Source organism: Pseudomonas sp. sp1636 (assembly GCF_030376615.1).
In the GTDB taxonomy this organism is placed as follows: domain Bacteria; phylum Pseudomonadota; class Gammaproteobacteria; order Pseudomonadales; family Pseudomonadaceae; genus Aquipseudomonas.
Genome location: NZ_JARRAB010000011.1, coordinates 20,541 through 38,167 on the forward strand (window position 1 = coordinate 20,541; position 17,627 = coordinate 38,167).

19 protein-coding genes and 1 pseudogene are annotated in these 17,627 nt (G+C 62.0%); 8 read left to right on the top strand and 12 right to left on the bottom strand.

Going from position 1 to position 17,627, the window contains the following annotated elements:
• The first annotated feature begins 16 nt into the window (after nt 1-16).
• Both P8H27_RS12410 and P8H27_RS12415 read left to right on the top strand, forming a co-directional pair.
• A complete protein-coding gene (locus tag P8H27_RS12410) occupies nt 17-1,150 on the top strand; it encodes a catalase family protein (RefSeq protein ID WP_289637882.1) in 1,134 nt (377 codons plus the stop codon).
• A 292-nt stretch (nt 1,151-1,442) separates the two neighbouring features.
• Nucleotides 1,443-1,712, top strand: a complete 270-nt coding sequence (locus tag P8H27_RS12415) for a hypothetical protein (protein ID WP_289637883.1) — start codon at nt 1,443-1,445, stop codon at nt 1,710-1,712.
• A 94-nt stretch (nt 1,713-1,806) separates the two neighbouring features.
• Here the strand turns inward: P8H27_RS12415 and P8H27_RS12420 are convergent, their stop codons facing one another.
• The 5 genes from P8H27_RS12420 to P8H27_RS12440 form a co-directional block, all read right to left on the bottom strand.
• Complete coding sequence (locus P8H27_RS12420; RefSeq protein ID WP_289637884.1) at nt 1,807-2,424, bottom strand: hemolysin III family protein; 618 nt, start codon at nt 2,422-2,424, stop codon at nt 1,807-1,809.
• A gap of 120 nt (nt 2,425-2,544) precedes the next feature.
• Entirely contained in the window at nt 2,545-4,626 is a 2,082-nt protein-coding gene (locus P8H27_RS12425; protein ID WP_289637885.1) for an LTA synthase family protein, read from the bottom strand.
• Between the two features lie 4 nt (nt 4,627-4,630).
• A complete protein-coding gene (locus tag P8H27_RS12430) occupies nt 4,631-5,488 on the bottom strand; it encodes a hypothetical protein (protein WP_289637886.1) in 858 nt (285 codons plus the stop codon).
• A gap of 138 nt (nt 5,489-5,626) precedes the next feature.
• Nucleotides 5,627-5,938, bottom strand: coding sequence for a hypothetical protein (locus P8H27_RS12435; RefSeq protein WP_289637887.1), 312 nt, complete (start codon nt 5,936-5,938; stop codon nt 5,627-5,629).
• A gap of 109 nt (nt 5,939-6,047) precedes the next feature.
• Nucleotides 6,048-6,269, bottom strand: a complete 222-nt coding sequence (locus tag P8H27_RS12440; RefSeq protein ID WP_289637888.1) for a DUF3820 family protein — start codon at nt 6,267-6,269, stop codon at nt 6,048-6,050.
• A gap of 186 nt (nt 6,270-6,455) precedes the next feature.
• Between P8H27_RS12440 and P8H27_RS12445 the strand changes: the two genes are divergently transcribed.
• Nucleotides 6,456-6,827 (top strand): glutathione S-transferase N-terminal domain-containing protein, encoded by a 372-nt coding sequence (locus P8H27_RS12445; RefSeq protein ID WP_289637889.1) that lies wholly within the window; start codon nt 6,456-6,458, stop codon nt 6,825-6,827.
• Nucleotides 6,828-6,873: 46 nt separating this feature from the next.
• On the opposite strand, the gene codA is transcribed toward P8H27_RS12445, so the two are convergent.
• The gene (gene codA, locus P8H27_RS12450) at nt 6,874-8,115 is read right to left on the bottom strand and encodes a cytosine deaminase (protein WP_289637890.1); all 1,242 of its coding nucleotides are present in this window, start codon (nt 8,113-8,115) and stop codon (nt 6,874-6,876) included.
• Nucleotides 8,116-8,660: 545 nt separating this feature from the next.
• Here codA and P8H27_RS12455 point away from each other — a divergent pair.
• The gene (locus P8H27_RS12455; RefSeq protein WP_289637891.1) at nt 8,661-11,156 is read left to right on the top strand and encodes a cation-translocating P-type ATPase; all 2,496 of its coding nucleotides are present in this window, start codon (nt 8,661-8,663) and stop codon (nt 11,154-11,156) included.
• A gap of 264 nt (nt 11,157-11,420) precedes the next feature.
• On the opposite strand, the gene P8H27_RS12460 is transcribed toward P8H27_RS12455, so the two are convergent.
• The 4 genes and pseudogenes from P8H27_RS12460 to P8H27_RS12475 all read right to left on the bottom strand — a co-directional run bounded on the left by P8H27_RS12460 (nt 11,421) and on the right by P8H27_RS12475 (nt 13,006).
• A complete protein-coding gene (locus P8H27_RS12460; RefSeq protein ID WP_289637892.1) occupies nt 11,421-12,041 on the bottom strand; it encodes a DUF2238 domain-containing protein in 621 nt (206 codons plus the stop codon).
• Nucleotides 12,042-12,270: 229 nt separating this feature from the next.
• Nucleotides 12,271-12,429, bottom strand: a pseudogene (locus P8H27_RS12465) (hypothetical protein); the annotation flags it as partial.
• A gap of 131 nt (nt 12,430-12,560) precedes the next feature.
• Nucleotides 12,561-12,764, bottom strand: coding sequence for a hypothetical protein (locus tag P8H27_RS12470; RefSeq protein ID WP_289637893.1), 204 nt, complete (start codon nt 12,762-12,764; stop codon nt 12,561-12,563).
• A gap of 95 nt (nt 12,765-12,859) precedes the next feature.
• The gene (locus tag P8H27_RS12475) at nt 12,860-13,006 is read right to left on the bottom strand and encodes a lmo0937 family membrane protein (protein ID WP_289637894.1); all 147 of its coding nucleotides are present in this window, start codon (nt 13,004-13,006) and stop codon (nt 12,860-12,862) included.
• A gap of 246 nt (nt 13,007-13,252) precedes the next feature.
• Between P8H27_RS12475 and P8H27_RS12480 the strand changes: the two genes are divergently transcribed.
• Nucleotides 13,253-13,999: a Crp/Fnr family transcriptional regulator gene (locus tag P8H27_RS12480; RefSeq protein WP_289637895.1), complete on the top strand. Its 747-nt coding sequence runs from the start codon at nt 13,253-13,255 to the stop codon at nt 13,997-13,999.
• Between the two features lie 140 nt (nt 14,000-14,139).
• Nucleotides 14,140-14,850 carry a Crp/Fnr family transcriptional regulator gene (locus tag P8H27_RS12485; RefSeq protein WP_289637896.1) on the top strand — a complete coding sequence of 237 codons (711 nt, stop codon included), beginning with the start codon at nt 14,140-14,142 and terminating at the stop codon, nt 14,848-14,850.
• On the opposite strand, the gene P8H27_RS12490 is transcribed toward P8H27_RS12485, so the two are convergent.
• The gene (locus P8H27_RS12490) at nt 14,844-15,353 is read right to left on the bottom strand and encodes a glycine zipper 2TM domain-containing protein (RefSeq protein WP_289637897.1); all 510 of its coding nucleotides are present in this window, start codon (nt 15,351-15,353) and stop codon (nt 14,844-14,846) included. The genes P8H27_RS12485 and P8H27_RS12490 overlap by 7 nt on opposite strands.
• 504 nt (nt 15,354-15,857) lie before the next feature.
• On the opposite strand from P8H27_RS12490, the gene P8H27_RS12495 reads away from it, so the two are divergent.
• Together P8H27_RS12495 and P8H27_RS12500 are read left to right on the top strand one after the other, a co-directional pair.
• Nucleotides 15,858-16,418: a YSC84-related protein gene (locus P8H27_RS12495; protein ID WP_289637898.1), complete on the top strand. Its 561-nt coding sequence runs from the start codon at nt 15,858-15,860 to the stop codon at nt 16,416-16,418.
• A gap of 11 nt (nt 16,419-16,429) precedes the next feature.
• On the top strand, nt 16,430-16,786 hold the full coding sequence (locus P8H27_RS12500) for a glutaredoxin (protein WP_289637899.1): 357 nt from the start codon (nt 16,430-16,432) through the stop codon (nt 16,784-16,786).
• Nucleotides 16,787-16,974: 188 nt separating this feature from the next.
• On the opposite strand, the gene P8H27_RS12505 is transcribed toward P8H27_RS12500, so the two are convergent.
• A complete protein-coding gene (locus P8H27_RS12505) occupies nt 16,975-17,577 on the bottom strand; it encodes a glutathione S-transferase family protein (RefSeq protein ID WP_289637900.1) in 603 nt (200 codons plus the stop codon).
• Nucleotides 17,578-17,627: the final 50 nt, after the last annotated feature.

Sequence of the window (17,627 nt, forward strand, 5' to 3'; positions counted from 1 at the left end):
GAACAAGGATTAGCCCATGCTCAAACGATGCTGGCTCTGGCTTGGCCGCTTGCTCGGTAGACTCCTGCTCTTGCTCCTGACTGTCAGCCTGGGCGGCTGGGGCGTAGCTGCCGCGTACTACAGCTGGAAATTTTCCGGCCCGGTGCCCAGCGAGGAGCAAGTGCCGCCAGATGAAGCCGCGCGCACCCAAGGCATCATCGAAGATGCTATCCGGGTAGTCGAACAACACCGCGATAACACCCGAGTCCTGCGCGATGCCCATGCCAAGGCCCACGGCTGTGTAAAAGCGCAAGTAACCGTACTGCCAGACCTGGACAGCAGCCTTCGCCACGGCGTACTCAGCGAACCGGGCAAAACCTGGCAAGCCTGGATGCGCTTGTCCAACGGTAACGCCTACCCGCAATTCGACCGCGTTCGCGACGCCCGTGGCATGGCCCTCAAACTGCTCGATGTGCCAGGAGGAAAGCTCTTGAGCAACCCGGCGCACATGACCGAACAAGACTTCGTCATGTTTAATCACCCGGCCTTTTTCGTGCGCGATGTGGCTGAATACCAAAGCAACTTCGCCGCCCAAGCCGAAGGCAAAAAAGCGCTGGCATTCTTTCCAGGCTGGAACCCACGCAACTGGGAGATCCGCCACCTGCTGATTGCCCTGAAAACCTTGGCGCCTGCGCCGCAAAGCCCGATTGCGACCACCTACAACTCCATCGCCCCGTTCAAGCTTGGCCCGTACAACATCAAGTATCGGGTCATCCCTACCCCACAACACTGCCCTGACTATGAACTGCCAAGGCAGAACAAGGATCTGCCCAACTTCTTGCGCAATGCCCTCTACCAACAGCTCTCGCTCGACCGTGCACCGGCCTGCTTCGCACTGCAGGTTCAGCGGCAGAATCCCGCCTATTACATGCCGATCGAAGACCCCAGCGTCGAATGGGACGAGTCGATCGCGCCATTCGAGACCGTCGCAAGGATCCGGCTACCCGCCCAAGATTTCGATAGCCGTGAGCAAAATCTGTTTTGCGACAACCTGGCATTCAATCCCTGGCACTCGCTGCCCGAACATCGCCCCATAGGCGGGATCAACCGCCTGAGAAAAGCGGTATATGAAGCCGTTAGCGTGTATCGACAGGAGAGAAATCGTGATTAGCAGGCCGTTGGACTTGACCGTCCGTAGCGAGGATCAGCAGATGGTTGGCTCTTAGCCGGCTGATCCAGACCGGGGTCGTTACCCGGAACATGCACCGGGCTGTGCAACTGCTCGCCGAAGATGCCGTGAGGAAATCGGCATGTGCTATACATCGTAAGTAGGAAAAAGCAGCGAGGAACGCGCAATGGCGATACTCATCACGGATATCCAAGCCGCCCATCAGGCTCTTTTGACCGATTCCATTTCAGCCATGTGGGTCTGACAGCGGCCTTTAAACATCGAGGTTGATCTCATGAGCACGATGCAATACACCCACCGCGACCACACCATCGTCGCCGACGTCGTGGAGCACCCTGGCATTCCGACACCCTGGGCCGGCGGCTGCCGTATCACCAGCCCGGACGGCCGCAGCACCAGACGGCTGCCGCTGCCCCTCGACCAGGCCTTTCTCGCCGAACTGGAAAGCGCCCAGCGCGCCTCCATAGCGCATGGCAAATGGCTGGTTGACCAATGCCTGGATCAAGGCGTGGAACTCTTCGACAAGACTGCCGCCAAGGCCTGACAACACTGACTGCATTTTCGTCGGATCACGGGCATAACTGGCGACTCGAACAAGCGTGGGCATTTTCGATGTTCGCGGGGTGATCGGCTGGGTCTCAGAGGACGTAGAACAGGATCGCGATAAAGTGCAGCACGCTGCCGGCCATGACGAACAGGTGCCAGATGCCATGCCAATGACGGAAGCGGCTGTCGTAGGCGAAAAAGATGATCCCGACCGTGTAACAAACCCCACCAGCGGCCAACCAGACGAAACCCGCAGTGCCCAGGGCGGCGAGCAGCGGCTTGACCGCCACCAGGACGATCCAGCCCATCAGCGCATAGATCACGATCGACAGCACCCGTGCTTCGGAGCGCGGTTTGATCTCTTGCAGCATGCCAATCAACGCCAGCCCCCAGACAACCCCGAATAGCGACCAGCCCCAGGCTCCGCGCAGGCTCACCAGGCAGAACGGCGTGTAGCTACCGGCAATCAACAGGTAGATCGACAGGTGATCGAGCTTGCGCATGATCACCTTCGCCCGCCCCTGCACGCTGTGATAGATAGTCGAGACGCTGTAGAGCAGCAACAGGGTGACGCCGTAGACGGCCACACTGACGATCTTCACCCGCTCGCCATCCAGGCTCGCCAGCACCAGCAAGCAGAACGCCCCAATAAACGCCAGCACGGCGCCGACCAAGTGGCTCCAGGCATTGAATTTTTCGCCGTGATACATGCTTGCCCCACCTCGACCTGCCGCTGCGGCACGAACGCCTCGGGCTTATGGCCCAAAGCGTAGGTCACGGCTATCGACATGCGGCAAAAAACTGACTGCCAACCGGCCAGTTGCCGGGCGTCACTGCCGCTGCGGCAGCCCGTCCACCACGCCTGCGCTGTTATCCAGCAAGCTCTTGGTCGCCGTTTGCAGGAACGCCTCGAGGTTTTCCTGCAATAGCGGGTCGAGATCGCCCTCAATCCGCTCGGCTTTGGGCTTGGCCCCCAACTGATAGCCATACAGCCGCGGCTGGAAGCCCTTGGGCTGAATCAGGATGCGTTCCGAGGTGACTATGGCCACGGTCTGGTCGCCGCCCGAGGGTTTGATCACGCCGATGCCCCGATCACCCGGCGGCAGGTTGAGCAGGTCGCGGCCCCAGCATTGATGACGCACCTCGCCGCCCAGGCGGCCCATGATGGTCGGCACGATGTCAACCTGGGTGCCGACCGTGTGGCTGATGCTGCCGAACTTGTCCCGGATGCCTGGGGCGATCAGCAACAGCGGCACGTTGAAGCGAAACAGATCCATCTCGGTCAACTGATCGAAGCTGCCGAAACCATGGTCGCCGACCACCACGAACAGGGTGTCTTTGAAGTACGGAGCCTGGCGTGCCTTGTCGAAGAACTGACCGAGCGCCCAATCGGCATAGCGCATGGCCGTCAGGTGTTCGTCGGCCGAACCGTGGCCGGTCACCCGCTCCACCGGCAGGTTCGCCGGCAAGGCATAAGGCGTGTGGTTGGACAGGGTTTGCAGCAAGGCATAGAACGGCTTGGCGCCAAAGTTGTTGGCCAACTCGCTGGCGCCGCGGTCGAACATGTCCTGATCGGATACCCCCCAGGTCGGATCCATGAATACCGGATCGACGAAGTCTTCGCGGCCGATGAAATTGCTCATGCCCTGGTTGCTGAAGAAGCCCGACTGGTTGTCCCACTGGAAGTTGCCGTTGTAGACATACAGGTTGTCGAAACCACGTGCGCCGAGCAGTTGCGGCAAGCCGGAGAACTTGTGCGCGCCTTCGGGCGTGCGCATCAGGTATTCGAAACCCGGTAAATTGGGAAAGCAGGCCATGCTGGCAAACATGCCCTGGTGGGTATGGGTGCCATTGGAGAAGAAGCGGTCGAACAGCAAGCCCTCTTGCGCCAGTTTGTCGAAGTGCGGTGTGATGTTGCCCGGATAGCCCATGGCGCCGACGAAGTGGCCGGCAAAGCTTTCCATCAAGATCACCACCACGTTACGAATCGGCAAGGTGCCCTCGGCGGGCGGGGTGAAGTCGCGCCGGATGGCGGCAGTGTCGTCGTCCACCAGTTGATCGTGCGGGGTCAGCAACAGGCTGCGCACGGCTTGCTGAGCCTGTTCATCGCTCATGGTCGGCTGCCAGGCGTTGTCGCGGTGCGAGGAAAAACTCGCCTGGGCGGCCGACACCAAGGTCAGGGTGCCATTCAGGCCGAGCTGGTTGGCGAACATCGACTCGGTGGTATAGGCATCGCCCCAGCGCAGCGGCGGGCCCTGACTGATGTGGCCACGGGCGGCAATCACGGCCACCAGCAGGCAGGCACAGAAGGTGCCGATGCGCCAATACCAGGCCGGCGCAGCAACTGCTGGCGACGACAGCCTGGTTTTGGGCCGGCTGAGCAGATCCAGGCGCTTGAACAATCGGCTCAGTAACCAGGTCGCCACTATCCAGGCGATGAGATAACGCCCGACCGGAAAGCCGTTCCACAGCATGCTCAACACCGTGCGTGGGTCTTCCTGAAAGTACTGGAACACCAAGCTATTGAGGCGCTGATGGAACTCGCGGTAGAAGTCCAGTTCGGACAGGCCGAGAAACAGGGTGACGCTGGCGAACGCGGTCAGCCAGAGCCGCTGCAAGCCTCGGGCCGCCATGGCCCGCACGCTGAGCAAGGACAGCAGCAGCGGGATGCAGGCATAGACCACGACCCGCAGGTCGAAACGCAGGCCGTTGAAAAAGGCCTCGGCAAAGGTTGCCGCCGGAGTGATGCCGATCAGCTCGCGGTTGTAGACCAGCAAGGCAACACGCAGCAATGCATAGAGCAGCAACAGCGCCATCGCGCTCAGGAGGGTGAAGGCCAGGTGGCTTTTCAGGCTCGGCGCCGATAGATGCGCAGCAGACGTTGGGCGATTCGAGGCAGCCGTGGAGGCCATAGATTCAGATTCCGAGGGGTCGACGCTGGAGTTCGAGAATGCGTTTACGGCCTTGCTCGGCCAGCAAATAGCGGCCGGGCGCCAAGGCGATGATGGTTTGTGCGGAGCGCAAATGTTGCATGACTACCTGCAACTGCCCGGCAGTATCGAGCAGCAGTAGCCGGGCCATATGGGTGCTGTCTTCGCTGATCCACAGGCCGTCGGCCGAGCACAGTAAAAAGCCCGGCTGGTTGAGATTGGCCTGCACCAGCGAGTCCTCCCCCGAAGGCTGCCACTGTTTGACCCAGCCCTTGTTCTTCTCGCTGTAAAACAGTCGGCCGTCGGCACAGACCGTGACCGCTTCGCCCTCATCCAGGCCTGCGCGCAAGGTGACAACTTCGCCGTTACTTGGGTCGTAACGCAGCAGGCGACCTTGCTGCTTGTCTTCGATGAGATACAGGTAATGACCGTCGCTGACAATGCCCTCGACATTGTCGCTGACGAACAGCGGCTTGGCCTGATCGCCCTGCAACAGCAACAACGGTTGCGCGCCACCTTCCTGACTGACCGCCACGCCATTAGCAAACAGGGCTAAGCCATCAGGCTTGGACAAGCCGTTCAAGACGCCGCTCAGACTACCGTCGCTGTTTTGCCTGAGAATCGTGCCCTTGCCGTCGGCAAATTCCTGGCTGATATAAAGCCTGCCCTGCGCATCAAGCGCCAAGGCGCTGACGCGGTCAATACCCGTCTGAACCGCTCGATACTCCCAGCCAGGGGAAGAGCTGGCCGGATAGAAATGCCGCCATGCGGGGTAAGCCAAACCAGGCACGAGCAGTACCAGGCAGCACGCCAGCAAACGCCTGTAGCGCAAAGGTAATTGCATCGACACCACTCCGCAGCCAACCTAGAAATAACCGGGCGGAGTCTGCCAAATGCGATGTGAAAATTTTGTCGCGAAGGTTGTGGCACGCCGCTTACTGCCCAAGCGTTGCGTGGCCACTAGCAGGTGTTTCGCGGAGGGTCAGGTAGCGAGTGCCGGCTGAGACGGACGAAAGAGGGTGACCAGCATAATCGAGTCGGTCTTGGCCTGTAGCGCATGCTCGGCCTCTTCGGCCAGGTACATCAGGTCATTGTCACGCATTTCATGCCAGATGCCCTGGGCCTGCACGTCGACGCAGCCCTGCAGACAATGCAGGGTGAGGGGGCCGGCCACGGCATGCCCGGGGATGACTTTGCCGGCCTGCAACACCAGCCGCATGACCTCGATGCGCGGAGCACTGACCAATGCCTGGGAGATGAAATCAGGGGACTGGGCGGCAGACAGCAGATTCACCACTTCTCCCGATGCTGCGTGTTTCAAGGCCATGGTCGGGGTCACCAAAGGAGAATGAACCCTTAAGGTAGTCGAGCGCACCGGGGGCTGTCCAATCATGGCCCGGCGGCTAGCTGCGCGGTTTGCTGCGCAAGGGGTCGAGCAATGCCGACAGGCCGTTGTGATCGATTTCCTGCATCAACTCCAACAGGCGGCCGATCTCCCCCGCAGGAAAGCCCTCGCGGGCGAACCAGTTGAGGTAGCGGCCTGGCAGGTCGGCGATCAAGCGGCCTTTGTATTTGCCGAAAGGCATTTCGCGGGTCACCAGCAGTTGCAAGTCTTCAGGCTTCATTGGGCGCTCGGGTTCATGGGTGATCATGGGCAGCGTGGATCGGCCATGTGGGTCATGTGCCGAATTATGCCTAAAGTCGGCCCTGACTACCGCAAAAGGCCGGGGCATGCGACCAACGCCCCGCCTCGTGCCGGCAAACTCGGGTAAGCTTTGCCCCCGCCATTTTCTACCCAGGGTTTTCTCGCAATGCTTATCAAGGCACTCAGAATCGGTCTCGGCCAGTTGATCGTGTTTCTCGATTTCATCACCCGCCCGCGCAAGACACGGCGCGCGCCTGCCGCTCAGGCGGCAGTCGAACAGGCCGCGACCGGCCTGGCGCTGTACCAGTTCCACGCCTGCCCGTTTTGCGTGAAGACCCGCCGCACGCTGCACAAGCTGAACGTGCCGGTTGCCCTGCGCGATGCCAAGAACAATGAGCAGCATCGCCAGACCCTGCTCAAGCACGGCGGCAAGATCAAGGTGCCGTGCCTGCGCATCGAGGAAAACGGCCAAAGCACTTGGCTGTATGAGTCCAAGGCGATCATCGCCTACCTGAATGAGCGTTTCGCGACAGCCTGAGACTCCACCGGCGAGGTCGGCGCCTTTGCCGGATGCGATTGAACGGCTATTGCCCTGCGCGCACCACCTGCGCCGGTGTGCGGCGCATCAGCACCTGGCCGGCGCGGATCGACACCAGGGCGTGGCCCTGGCTGCGCAACATCTCGTAGTCGCTGGCGGCAGACAGAATCAGTAGGTTGGCCGGACGGTCGGCTGCGATGCCATAGCCCTCGCCCAGGTTGAGGGTTTTCGCGCTGTTGTCGGTGACCAGATCCAGCGCCCGCTGCAAGTCCTCGAAGCCGAGCATGTGGCAGATGTGCAGCCCGGCGTCGAGGACGCGCAGGATGTTGCCGTTGCCCAGCGGATACCAGGGGTCGAGGATGGAGTCCTGGCCGAAGCAGACATTCAGTCCGGCACGGTCGAGTTCGGCGACCCGGGTCAGCCCGCGGCGCTTGGGATACACATCGAAACGGCCCTGCAGGTGGATGCTCTCGGTGGGGCAGGAAACGAAGTTGATCTGCGCCTGCTTGAGCAGGCGGAACAGCTTGGCGCAATAGGCATTATCGTAGGAGCCCATGGCGGTGGTGTGGCTGGCCGTGACCCGCGCGCCCATTCCACGCACACGCGCCTCTTCGGCGAGCACCTCGAGAAAACGCGAGTGCGGGTCGTCGGTCTCGTCGCAATGCACGTCGACCAAACAGCCAGAGCGTTCGGCCAGATCCATGAGGAACCCGATCGAACTGACGCCCTGCTCGCGAGTGTTCTCAAAATGCGGAATACCGCCCACCACGTCGGCGCCCAGTTCCACCGCCCGCTCCATCAGCACACGGCCATTGGCGTAAGACTCGATACCCTCCTGGGGGAAGGCCACGATCTGCAGGTCGATCAGGTGGCGGGTTTCCTCGCGCACCTCGAGCAGCACCTTGAGCGCCGCCAGGCTCGGATCGCTGACGTCGACATGGCTGCGCACGTGCTGGATGCCGTGATCGACCAGCATGTCGATGGCTTTGCGCGCACGGCTCTTGCTGTCTTCGTGGGTAATCAGGGCCTTGCGCTCGGCCCAGCGTTCGATGCCCTCGAACAGCGTGCCACTGAGGTTCCAGCTCGGCTCACCCGCGGTGAGGGCCGCGTCGAGGTGGATATGCGGCTCGACGAAGGGCGGCACCACCAGGTTACCGCCGGCGTCCAGTTGGTCTGCGGCGGCGACCAGCGCCTGCGACTGCGCAACTATCGCGGCGATGCGCGCCTGCGCCAGTTCAATGCGGAACAGGCCGCTACGACCACGCAGGCGCGCATTGACGATATTCATGAAGACTCCTGATCGACTCGGCTGCTCGGCCTGATAGCCGAATTCAGGCATACCTTAACAGGCCCGCGGAACCTGCAGCGAGCGCCGACCGGAGAGCCAGCCGTTCAATGTCTGAACCGGTGGCCCGGTCACTCATCCAGTTCGGGTTTGCCGCCGATCACGCATTCATGCAGCACCTTGCCAGCAGGGCGAGCATAAACGTCCAGATCAAGGCAATTCGCCGCAATGTTCCCACGGCCTCATTTACAACATGAGTTCCGGCCATTTTTGCCTGGTCTTGGCCGCCTCGCCTACATGGTTCAACGGCCGGCTAAAGACAGTGGCTTTTGCGCAGCAGCACAAGCGTTAAGTCCGACGGACTCCTAGAATAGCAATTGGCGCTCGATCTCAACTCGCCCCGACAGTGCGAGCCGTGAGCCTAGCCCAACAGGTGGGTGTTGTTGGGCGGCGTTGCTCGGCGCCTACCGACGGTTTGGAGTCATGCGCTAGTGCCGGACAGTTGCCTGGCCAACCGAATGGCGCGACAGCCCGCATGCAGGAAACCTATGAGTATTGAACTGCCGTCCGGGCTGAGCCAACAGCAGGCCGCCGCCCGGCTCAGCGCCGAAGGCCCCAACGAGCTGGGCACCGATCAGCGTCGCAGCCTGTTCAGCACCGCCCTTAGCGTTCTGCGCGAACCGATGTTCTTGCTGTTGCTGGGGGCCGGGGCGATTTACCTGACCATGGGCGACCCGCGTGAGGCGTTGATCCTGCTCGGTTTCGTGCTGATCATCATCTCCATCACGGTGTTCCAGGAGCGCCATACCGAGCGCACCCTGGAGTCTCTGCGCGACCTTTCGAGCCCCCGAGCCCTGGTCATCCGGGACGGCAAGCCGCAGCGCATAGCCGGGCGCGATGTGGTGCGCGGGGACATTCTGATGCTCGCCGAAGGCGACCGCGTGCCCGCCGACGGCCTGCTCCTGCAGGCGCACGAACTGGCCGTGGATGAATCGATGCTCACCGGCGAATCCGCGGCGCTGGCCAAATTTGCCGATGGCAGCGAGGTATTCGCCGGCACCCTGGTGGTGCGCGGGCAAGGCTTGATGCGGGTCAGCGCCACCGGCAGAGCCACCCAGATCGGCCATATCGGCCAGTCACTGCAAGACATCTCCCTGCAGTCGGCCCCGTTGCAGGGAGAAATCGCCCGCCTGACGCGACGCCTGGCGTTGATCGGTGCCGGTTTGTGTGTGCTGCTGACCTTGCTCTATCAGCTGTTGCGCGGCGGCTGGCTGGAGGCGTTACTGGCCGGCATCACCCTGGCCATGGGCATCCTGCCGCAGGAACTGCCGGTGATCCTGATCATCTTTCTGGCCCTCGGTGCGCGCAGGATCGCCCGCCATCAAGTCCTGACGCGGCGCCTGAGCAGCATCGAAACCCTGGGGCAGACCAGTGTGCTGTGCGTGGACAAAACCGGCACGCTGACGCACAACCGCATGCAAGTGGCGGCCCTGTGCGTCGCCGCAGAGGTGCTCGACGTCGACACGCTGACGTCCGCGCAACTGCCGGAAGAGTTCCACGAGCTGCTCGAATACGCGGTGCTGGCCAGCGAAATCGAACCGCACGACCCGATGGAGCAAGCCTTTCAGCGCTTCGCCCATGACTACCTGGCTAACACCGAACACCTGCACCCGGATTGGCTGCTGGTGCGCGAATACGAACTGTCACCGGGCCAATTGGCGATGTCGCACCTGTGGCAGGAACATGCCGCCGAACCGGCGTTCGTCGCCACCAAGGGCGCGCCCGAAGCAATTGTCGACCTCTGCCACCTGTCGCCCAGCGAATCCCAGCACGTCCTGCAACAAGCCGAACAGCTGGCCGAGCGCGGCCTGCGGGTACTCGGCGTGGCCAAGGCGCGGCATGCCCCCGGTTCGCAATGGCCGGCCATTCAGCACGACTTCGCCTTGCAGTTCATCGGCCTGCTCGGGTTGGCCGACCCGCTGCGTGAAGACGTTCCCGCGGCCATCGCCGAGTGTCAGCGCGCCGGCATCCGCCTGGTGATGATCACCGGCGATCATCCGCGCACCGCACGGGCCATTGCCGCCGCCGCCGGCATCGCCAGCACGCGGGTGTGCAGCGGCCAGGAACTGGCCGCGATGGATGCCACCCAGTTGGCCGACTGCCTGCGCTCGACCAGCGTATTTGCCCGAGTCAACCCGCAACAAAAACTGGCGCTGGTGGAAAGCCTCAAGGCCAGCGGTGAAGTGGTGGCGATGACCGGCGACGGGGTCAACGATGCGCCAGCGCTCAAGGCCGCGCATATCGGCATCGCCATGGGCAAGCGCGGCACCGACGTGGCGCGCGAAGCGGCGGCGCTGGTGCTGCTGGACGATGACTTCAGCGCCATCATCGCCGCCATCCGGCGTGGCCGAAAGATCTTCGCCAACCTGCGCCAGGCACTGATCTACACCATCGCCGTGCACATGCCGATCATCGGCCTGACCCTCCTGCCCGTCCTGCTGGGGCTGCCCCTGCTGCTGGCGCCGATTCATATCGCCTTTCTCGAGCTGCTGATCAACCCGGCCTGCTCGATCGTGTTCGAGGCCGAGAGGGGTCGCGACGACCCGATGCGCCAACGCCCACGGCCGCTGCACGAACCCCTGGTAAGCCTGCGCCACATCGCTCTCGGCATGCTGCAGGGCTTCGGCGTCAGCGTGCTGGTGGTGGCGCTGTACCACAGCGGGCTGGCCAATGGCATGGCGCAGGATGTGGCCCGTGGCTTGGCCTTCATCACGCTGGTGGTCGCCAACACCGCGCTGATTCTCGCCAACCGCTCATCCGAGCATGGCTGGAGAGCGATGTTCCTGGGTCTTTCCCTGGTCGGCAAGTGGGTACTCGTCGGCACCCTGGCCATGTTGCTGGCGGTCACCGCCATCGCGCCGATTGCCCAGGTTTTTGCTTTTCAGCCCGCCGCAATCGGGCAGTGGCTACTGGCTTTCGCCTATGGCGCCGCGCTGCTGATGTTCTTCGAAGCGGTCAAGCTCGGCCTGCGGCAACAGCGCTAACAGGCTGTTGAAAAACTACCTACGTTGCCAATACTGCGTTAAAAATGGCTCTGTCCCAATTATGTGTTGCCTGCGCGATCTCTTGTAGGAGGCGCGACCCCGCGGCGAATGCAGCCCGCAGGGCTGCCTGCCCATCGTTTCGCGGTATAGCCAAAGCTCGCCCCGAGGTCGGGCCTCCTACGAACCGTAGGCAGTTCGCGCCTGGCGATACAACACCTAACGGGTACAGAGCCTTTTCAACGGCCTGCTAACCGCCTGAGCGTTTCAGCGCGGGTTGACCGGGCCTTGCGCTTTACCCAGCGCGAGCAGCAGCAACAGGCTCAAGGCGCCCAGCATGGCCAACCCGGAATCTTTCTGGGCATCCCATTCGTCGCCCTGAGTCCCGAGGAAGGCCGACCCCAGCTCCGGACTGACCAGCACGGCCGCGAGCATTTCCACCTGTTCGTAGAGCGCGCTCATGGCCATCACCACGGCGAGGCTGAGGATCGCCAGCCACCTGCCCGTGAGCCCAGCCAAACGTCGCAGTAACTCGCGCAGGGGGTAAACCAGCAGCAAGCCAAAGGAGAAATGCACCAGCCGGTCGTAGTGGTTGCGGCCAAGCGCAAAAGCTTCCTGAAACCAGAAACCCAGAGGCGTTTCCGAGTAGGTGTAATGGGAGCCGTACAGATGCATGCCGATGAACAGGGCGAACAGCCAGTAAGCCGTCAGGGAAAAGGCAAAGCGTCGATAGGTCGCCAGCAACAGGCCGGCGGCAAGGAACACCAGCAGGTTTTCCAGCAACCAGTCCTCGCGGCTCAAGGGGTTGATCGCGGCCCATAACCAGATCAGCACGAGCAGAACCAGGATCAGCGCCAACTGGATTTTGCGGCTGGGGGTTTCGCTCATGCGCAGGTGTACTCCAGGAGGTTGCCGCTAAGGCGACGGGCATTGTCAAAGCAGTCGACAGCGCGACCGCTTCGAACTGTAGCAGCCGGCGAACTGCATCAGCACGCGAGTTTCAAGATCGCTGATCGCCTGCTAACCCAACATGCTCACATGCTGCGGGTGGCTGGCCACCCGATCTATCGTTTTGATAAGTCCGCTCAGGCGACAACTAGTCTGATACAGGGGGTCACAGGCAGGCGCCATCTTCCAGTTCCAGCAGCGGGATCTTGCCGTTGGGATTTTTCGTCAGGAAGGCCTCGCTTTGGGTTTCGCCCCTGAGGATGTCGATAGGCACCCACCCATGGGCAATGCCGAGCAAGTGCGCACAACCCCCGTGAACGGGGAGGATTTCGCTCGCCTTGGGTAATATAAGGCGACCACCCCCGCCTCGCCTCTGCTGCGCCGGAGAGTCTTCCCCCTTGCTCCCACTGCAGTGGTCGTTTCAGCCCGTTTGCTGGCAACTCGAGCACCTCGCCGTCGCTACCTTTTGCCGCCTGCAACCAGCAACAGCCCTCCCACCAAGATCGCGCCGATACCGGCCCAGATGGGCACATTGACCCGTTGCTGTTCAGCCACTTCCATATGTAGCGGGCCCACATCGACCCGATGGGTCTCCTTGGTGTAGCTAAAGCCGCCATAGGCGAGCGCCAAGGCGCCCGCGACTATCAGCACCAGCGCTAACATTCTCCTTCCGTCCATCCGTCTTCTCCTGCAAGCAGCACTTGCGCACTTGAGTAGCACCTGCGGGAAGCCCCCAGGCGCTACTGGGGTCGTCAGGGTTACAACCGCCGACCCTGGATCACCCGGATCAGTATCACCACAATTGCCACAACCAGCAGAAGGTGGATCAAGCCGCCCATGGTGTACGAGGAAACCAGCCCCAGCGCCCACAGAACCAACAAGACAATCACAATGGTTTCGAGCATATCGGCACTTCCTCTGGTTGACTGGCAGTGATCTGCATGCCACCAGACTGGGCGCGGCGAGCGGAGCGCGTCTGTGCGATAGCGCACGCACGACATTTGCTGGCGGCGCCAGCGGCTGCAGCACGGGAACGCCCCCGGTTTGACCGGGCCGGTTATCGGCGCGTGCGGAAAGTGCTGCGCGCATTGACTATCCTGAGTCAGGAGCAAGCGTGCTTATCCATCAACCACCCTCGACCCGTGAGCGCTATGCCCGAGAAACCCACCCCCCAGCAGAATCATCTTCTGGCGGCCTTGCCGAGCGAAGACCTGGAGCATCTGCTTCCGTATCTCGAACTGGTACCCATGGCACTCGGCGCGGTTCTGTATGAGTCTGGGGATGCCATGCGCCATGTCTATTTCCCGACCGATTCCATTGTCTCGCTGCTCTACGTAATGGAGAGCGGCGCATCGGCAGAAATCTCGGTGGTGGGCAACGAAGGGATTGTCGGCGTCGCCGTGTTCATGGGCGGCGAAAGCACCCCGAGCCGGGCAGTCGTGCAGAGTGCCGGTTCCGCCTACCGCATGCGGGGCCAGCGGCTCAAGGATGAATTCAACCGCCACGGCGTGCTGCTGCAACTGATGCTGCGCTACACCCAGGCCCTGATCACCCAGATGGCGCAGACGGCGGTGTGCAACCGGCACCACACGATCGACCAGCAGTTGTGCCGCTGGCTCCTGCTTTCCCTGGATCGCCTGCAGGACAACAAGCTGAGCATGACTCAGGAGCTGATCGCCAACATGCTGGGCGTGCGCCGCGAGGGCGTCACCGAAGCGGCGGGCAAGTTGCACAAACTCGGCGTGATCGAATACAGCCGCGGGCATATCACGGTGCTGGATCGGCCCAAACTCGAGGCTCTGAGCTGCGAGTGCTACGCCGTGGTCAAGAAGGAAACCGATCGCCTGCTCCCCTACCACGTCCCCCCCATTCAAGCCAAAGCCCACCCGGTGCATTGAACGCCCCCGCGTTATTGGCATGCCCTTCGTGCTCTAACGAACAGACGCCCACGTGACCGTTAAGCAGACTGCGTCATCGGCATAGTCTGGGTATCTTCCTTATGCCATCCCTGTTTGTTTCGCCGTAGAAGGAGAAGGGTGTGTCGTTCCTCATGCCGATGCGGGCGGTCAACCGCCTGATCGAAGGCTTGCCAGGCAAGCAACGCGAGAGGGCTTTGCAATGCAGCGAAGCGGTGGAACTGCTCACCGGCGCCATCCTCTGTGAGCCGGGCCAGACCGTCCGCTACGTGTATTTCCCCCTCACTGGGTTCATTGCCCTGGTGACGACGCTGGCTGGCCACCCGCCGCTGGCAATGGGCCTGATTGGCAGCGAAGGCATGCTCGGCGTGACGCTGGCCCTGGGCCTCGGCGCCGCCCCCATGCGCGCGCTGGTGCTAAGTCCCGGCACGGCGTTGCGCATGAGCGCCGCGCAACTCAGACAGCAAATGCGTGACAACCCTGCCTTACTGCGCACGCTCAACCACTACCTGTACATGTTGATGGGCCAAATGTCGCAGAACGCCGCCTGCACGCATTTTCATGCGATTGAGCCACGCCTGGCGCGCTGTTTACTGATGATGTTGGATCGGACGCAGGCCGGTCATTTCCATCTCACCCATAAGATCCTGGCCGATATGCTCGGCGTACGCCGCAGTGGCGTCACCATCGCCGCAGGCGCCTTACAGCACCGCAGGCTGATCCATTACAGCCGCGGCGAAATCCGCATTCTCGACCGCAGGGGGCTCGAGGTAGCGGCCTGCCCGTGCTACGACCCGGGGGCGTGGCCTGATGGAGGCAATCACAATCAGTAGCGCTGGATGGAACCCTTGTCGATCCGCACGTGGTCACCGACCCTCAGGCCGCCAGGGGTTGTCAACGTCAGCGTCTGGTAGGCCCCGTTGTCCATGCGGATGGTAATGGCATAGGCCTCCACCTCCTGATTGCGCTTCTCCAGTTGATGGCCGATATAGGCGCCGCCTGCACTTCCGGCGATGGTCGCAGCCGTGTTGCCTCGTCCACTACCTACCTGATTGCCTGCCACACCGCCGATCACCGCCCCCGCCAGGGTGCCCAGACCGTAGCCGGTTCCGCCAACGCCCTCGTAGCCTTGTTGCACGGGATTAATGGACTCGACCACGCCATAGCCATCGTAGGTGCCCCTTGACTCGGTATTGCTCGGGTATTGCTGATCCGGGTAGGAGGTAGTGGCGGGCGGGTATGAGTTCGGGGTGGGCGAGTTCACCGTCGTGCATGCGCCGAGCGCAAGGACAGCGGCCACACCCAACACTGGTGCGAATCGATTCATTGTGGTCATGACAAGTTGCCTCTCGTGATTCCGGTTGCCGGGAGCCTTGTCTCTATAGACCTCGCCCGAGGGGAAACATCTAACTTCACCGCGACTCGACTCTTGAGCGCAGCCTGTAGCCATTTAGGCACCCCGTCGGTGCGCTGGCGCGCATGCGCCGCAACAATGTCACAGCGGTACCGTGGCGGGCGCGCAACGCGCTCGGCGCCGAGTTTATGGCCGCTGACGATCAGCATGATGAGCACCGCCAAGGTGCCCATGGGTTACAGGACGGCCATGGCCATAGCGGGCAAGCCCTGCCTCTTGGGTTCGCTGGCGCACAGAGAAGCGCGGCGAACCCGCGCATCCTGCTGGGGTGTGATGGAGCCCGGCTCCCGATGCATGGGGGAAGTCGGCCAGCACCAGAATCGGCTGTGAGCAACAGTCGGCGTGGCCACTCGACGCACATGCGGGCCCGCGCAATCGGGTTCCTCACACACCACATCCTGTCTATCGCTAGTCGCGGAGTAAACCATGAACATCTCCCTGAAACGCTTCCTCCCGGTCGCCCTCGTGGCCTTGTCATTGCTATCTGCAGGCGCTCTGAACTACGCCAGCGCCGCCACCGCCGAGGATCTGAACACAGACTCCCGGCAAGCATTGCAGATCCTCTATAAATCCCAGCCATTGGCCGAGAAACTCTCGCACTCGGCCAAGGCAGTGCTGGTATTCCCGAACATCGTCAAAGCCGGCCTCGTATTTGGCGGCAGCTACGGCGAGGGCGTGCTGATGAGGGGGGCGCAAATTGAAGACTATTACAACTCCGTAGCCGGCTCCTGGGGGCTGCAGATAGGCGCGCAATCTTACGGCTATGCAGTGTTCCTCATGAGCGACAACGTCATAGCGCAATTGCGCGAAACAAGTGGCTGGGAAGTCGGAGTTGGGCCGACCGTCGTCGTGGTCGACGAGGGCATCGCGAAGAATCTGTCGACATCCACGCTGCAGGACGACGCCTATGCATTTATCTTCGATCAGCAAGGGCTGATGGCCGGTGTCAGTTTCGAAGGAACGAAAATCTCCAAAATCCGCCGCTAAGACCGAGTGCGATGATTATCAAGGCACTCCGAATCGGCCTCGGCCAATTGATCGTACTGCTCGACCTGATCACCCGCCCGCGCAAGCTCAAGCGTGCACCCGAAACCCAGGCCGCCAGCGGCCTGGCGCTGTACCAGATCCCCACCTGCCCGTTCTGCGTGAAGACCCGTCGCACCCTGTACAAGCTGAATGTGCCGGTGACCCTGCGCGATGCCAAGAATAACCCGCAGGATCGGCAGACCTTGCTCGAGCAAGGCGGCAAGATTCAGGTACCGTGCCTGCGCATCGAGGAAAACGGCCAGAGCCGCTGGCTGCACGAGTCCAAGGCGATCGGCGTCTACCTGCAAGAACGCTTCGCGGCAATCTGAGGCACATCCTGGGCCGGCGGAGGTGTGATCACCACGCCCGACGGGCATACCACCAAGCGCATTCTCCTGCCGGTGACGAACCGGAAGCGGCGCAACACGCCTCGATCGCCCATGGCAAGTGACTGGTGGATCAGCTTCTGGACGAGGGCAAGAATCTGATCAGGGCGGCCTGAGCCTCCTCCCGATCCTTAGTCGAGCATGCCGACATGCTGCGGGTGACTGGCCACCCGATCGAGCCAGGTGCGAATGGCCGGATAGGGGCCGAGATCGAAGCCGCCCTCCTCGGCCACATGGGTGTAGGCGTACAGCGCGATATCGGCAATCGAATACTGCTCGCCAACCAGATACGAGGTGCCCTGCAGTTGCCGCTCCATCACCTTGAGCGCCTTGTGGCCGCGTACCTGGCACTCCTCGTATTCTTTACGCCGCGTTTCGGGCAGGCCCTGGTACAGCTGGATAAAGCGCGCCACCGCGACATTGGGCTCGTGGCTGTACTGCTCGAAGAACTGCCACTGCAATACCTGGGTGCGCAGGCGCGGCTCGCTCGGCAGAAACTCAGTGCCGTCGGCGAGAAAATTGAGAATGGCATTGGACTCCCACAGGCAGGTGCCGTCTTCCAGTTCCAGCACCGGGATCTTGCCGTTGGGGTTTTTCGCCAGGAAGGCCTGGCTTTGGGTTTCGCCCCTGAGGATGTCGATAGGCACCCACTCATGGGCAATGCCGAGCAAGTGCAGCATCAGTTTGACCTTGTAACAGTTGCCCGAGCGGCTATCGCCGTAAACCTTGTACATCGTCCTGCCTCCCTTTCTTCGTCTATCAGGTGCGGCGGGCTGCCGCTGCG

What these genes read in the sequence shown, in the direction of transcription:
- codA (WP_289637890.1), bottom strand. Translation starts at nt 8,115, where the DNA reads ATGAATATCGTCAATGCGCGCCTGCGTGGTCGTAGCGGCCTGTTCCGC.
- P8H27_RS12475 (WP_289637894.1), bottom strand. Translation starts at nt 13,006, where the DNA reads ATGCTCGAAACCATTGTGATTGTCTTGTTGGTTCTGTGGGCGCTGGGG.
- P8H27_RS12420 (WP_289637884.1), bottom strand. Translation starts at nt 2,424, where the DNA reads ATGTATCACGGCGAAAAATTCAATGCCTGGAGCCACTTGGTCGGCGCC.
- P8H27_RS12470 (WP_289637893.1), bottom strand. Translation starts at nt 12,764, where the DNA reads ATGTTAGCGCTGGTGCTGATAGTCGCGGGCGCCTTGGCGCTCGCCTAT.
- P8H27_RS12460 (WP_289637892.1), bottom strand. Translation starts at nt 12,041, where the DNA reads ATGAGCGAAACCCCCAGCCGCAAAATCCAGTTGGCGCTGATCCTGGTT.
- P8H27_RS12495 (WP_289637898.1), top strand. Translation starts at nt 15,858, where the DNA reads ATGAACATCTCCCTGAAACGCTTCCTCCCGGTCGCCCTCGTGGCCTTG.
- P8H27_RS12430 (WP_289637886.1), bottom strand. Translation starts at nt 5,488, where the DNA reads ATGCAATTACCTTTGCGCTACAGGCGTTTGCTGGCGTGCTGCCTGGTA.
- P8H27_RS12425 (WP_289637885.1), bottom strand. Translation starts at nt 4,626, where the DNA reads ATGGCCTCCACGGCTGCCTCGAATCGCCCAACGTCTGCTGCGCATCTA.
- P8H27_RS12415 (WP_289637883.1), top strand. Translation starts at nt 1,443, where the DNA reads ATGAGCACGATGCAATACACCCACCGCGACCACACCATCGTCGCCGAC.
- P8H27_RS12490 (WP_289637897.1), bottom strand. Translation starts at nt 15,353, where the DNA reads ATGACCACAATGAATCGATTCGCACCAGTGTTGGGTGTGGCCGCTGTC.
- P8H27_RS12480 (WP_289637895.1), top strand. Translation starts at nt 13,253, where the DNA reads ATGCCCGAGAAACCCACCCCCCAGCAGAATCATCTTCTGGCGGCCTTG.
- P8H27_RS12410 (WP_289637882.1), top strand. Translation starts at nt 17, where the DNA reads ATGCTCAAACGATGCTGGCTCTGGCTTGGCCGCTTGCTCGGTAGACTC.
- P8H27_RS12440 (WP_289637888.1), bottom strand. Translation starts at nt 6,269, where the DNA reads ATGAAGCCTGAAGACTTGCAACTGCTGGTGACCCGCGAAATGCCTTTC.
- P8H27_RS12505 (WP_289637900.1), bottom strand. Translation starts at nt 17,577, where the DNA reads ATGTACAAGGTTTACGGCGATAGCCGCTCGGGCAACTGTTACAAGGTC.
- P8H27_RS12455 (WP_289637891.1), top strand. Translation starts at nt 8,661, where the DNA reads ATGAGTATTGAACTGCCGTCCGGGCTGAGCCAACAGCAGGCCGCCGCC.
- P8H27_RS12500 (WP_289637899.1), top strand. Translation starts at nt 16,430, where the DNA reads ATGATTATCAAGGCACTCCGAATCGGCCTCGGCCAATTGATCGTACTG.
- P8H27_RS12445 (WP_289637889.1), top strand. Translation starts at nt 6,456, where the DNA reads ATGCTTATCAAGGCACTCAGAATCGGTCTCGGCCAGTTGATCGTGTTT.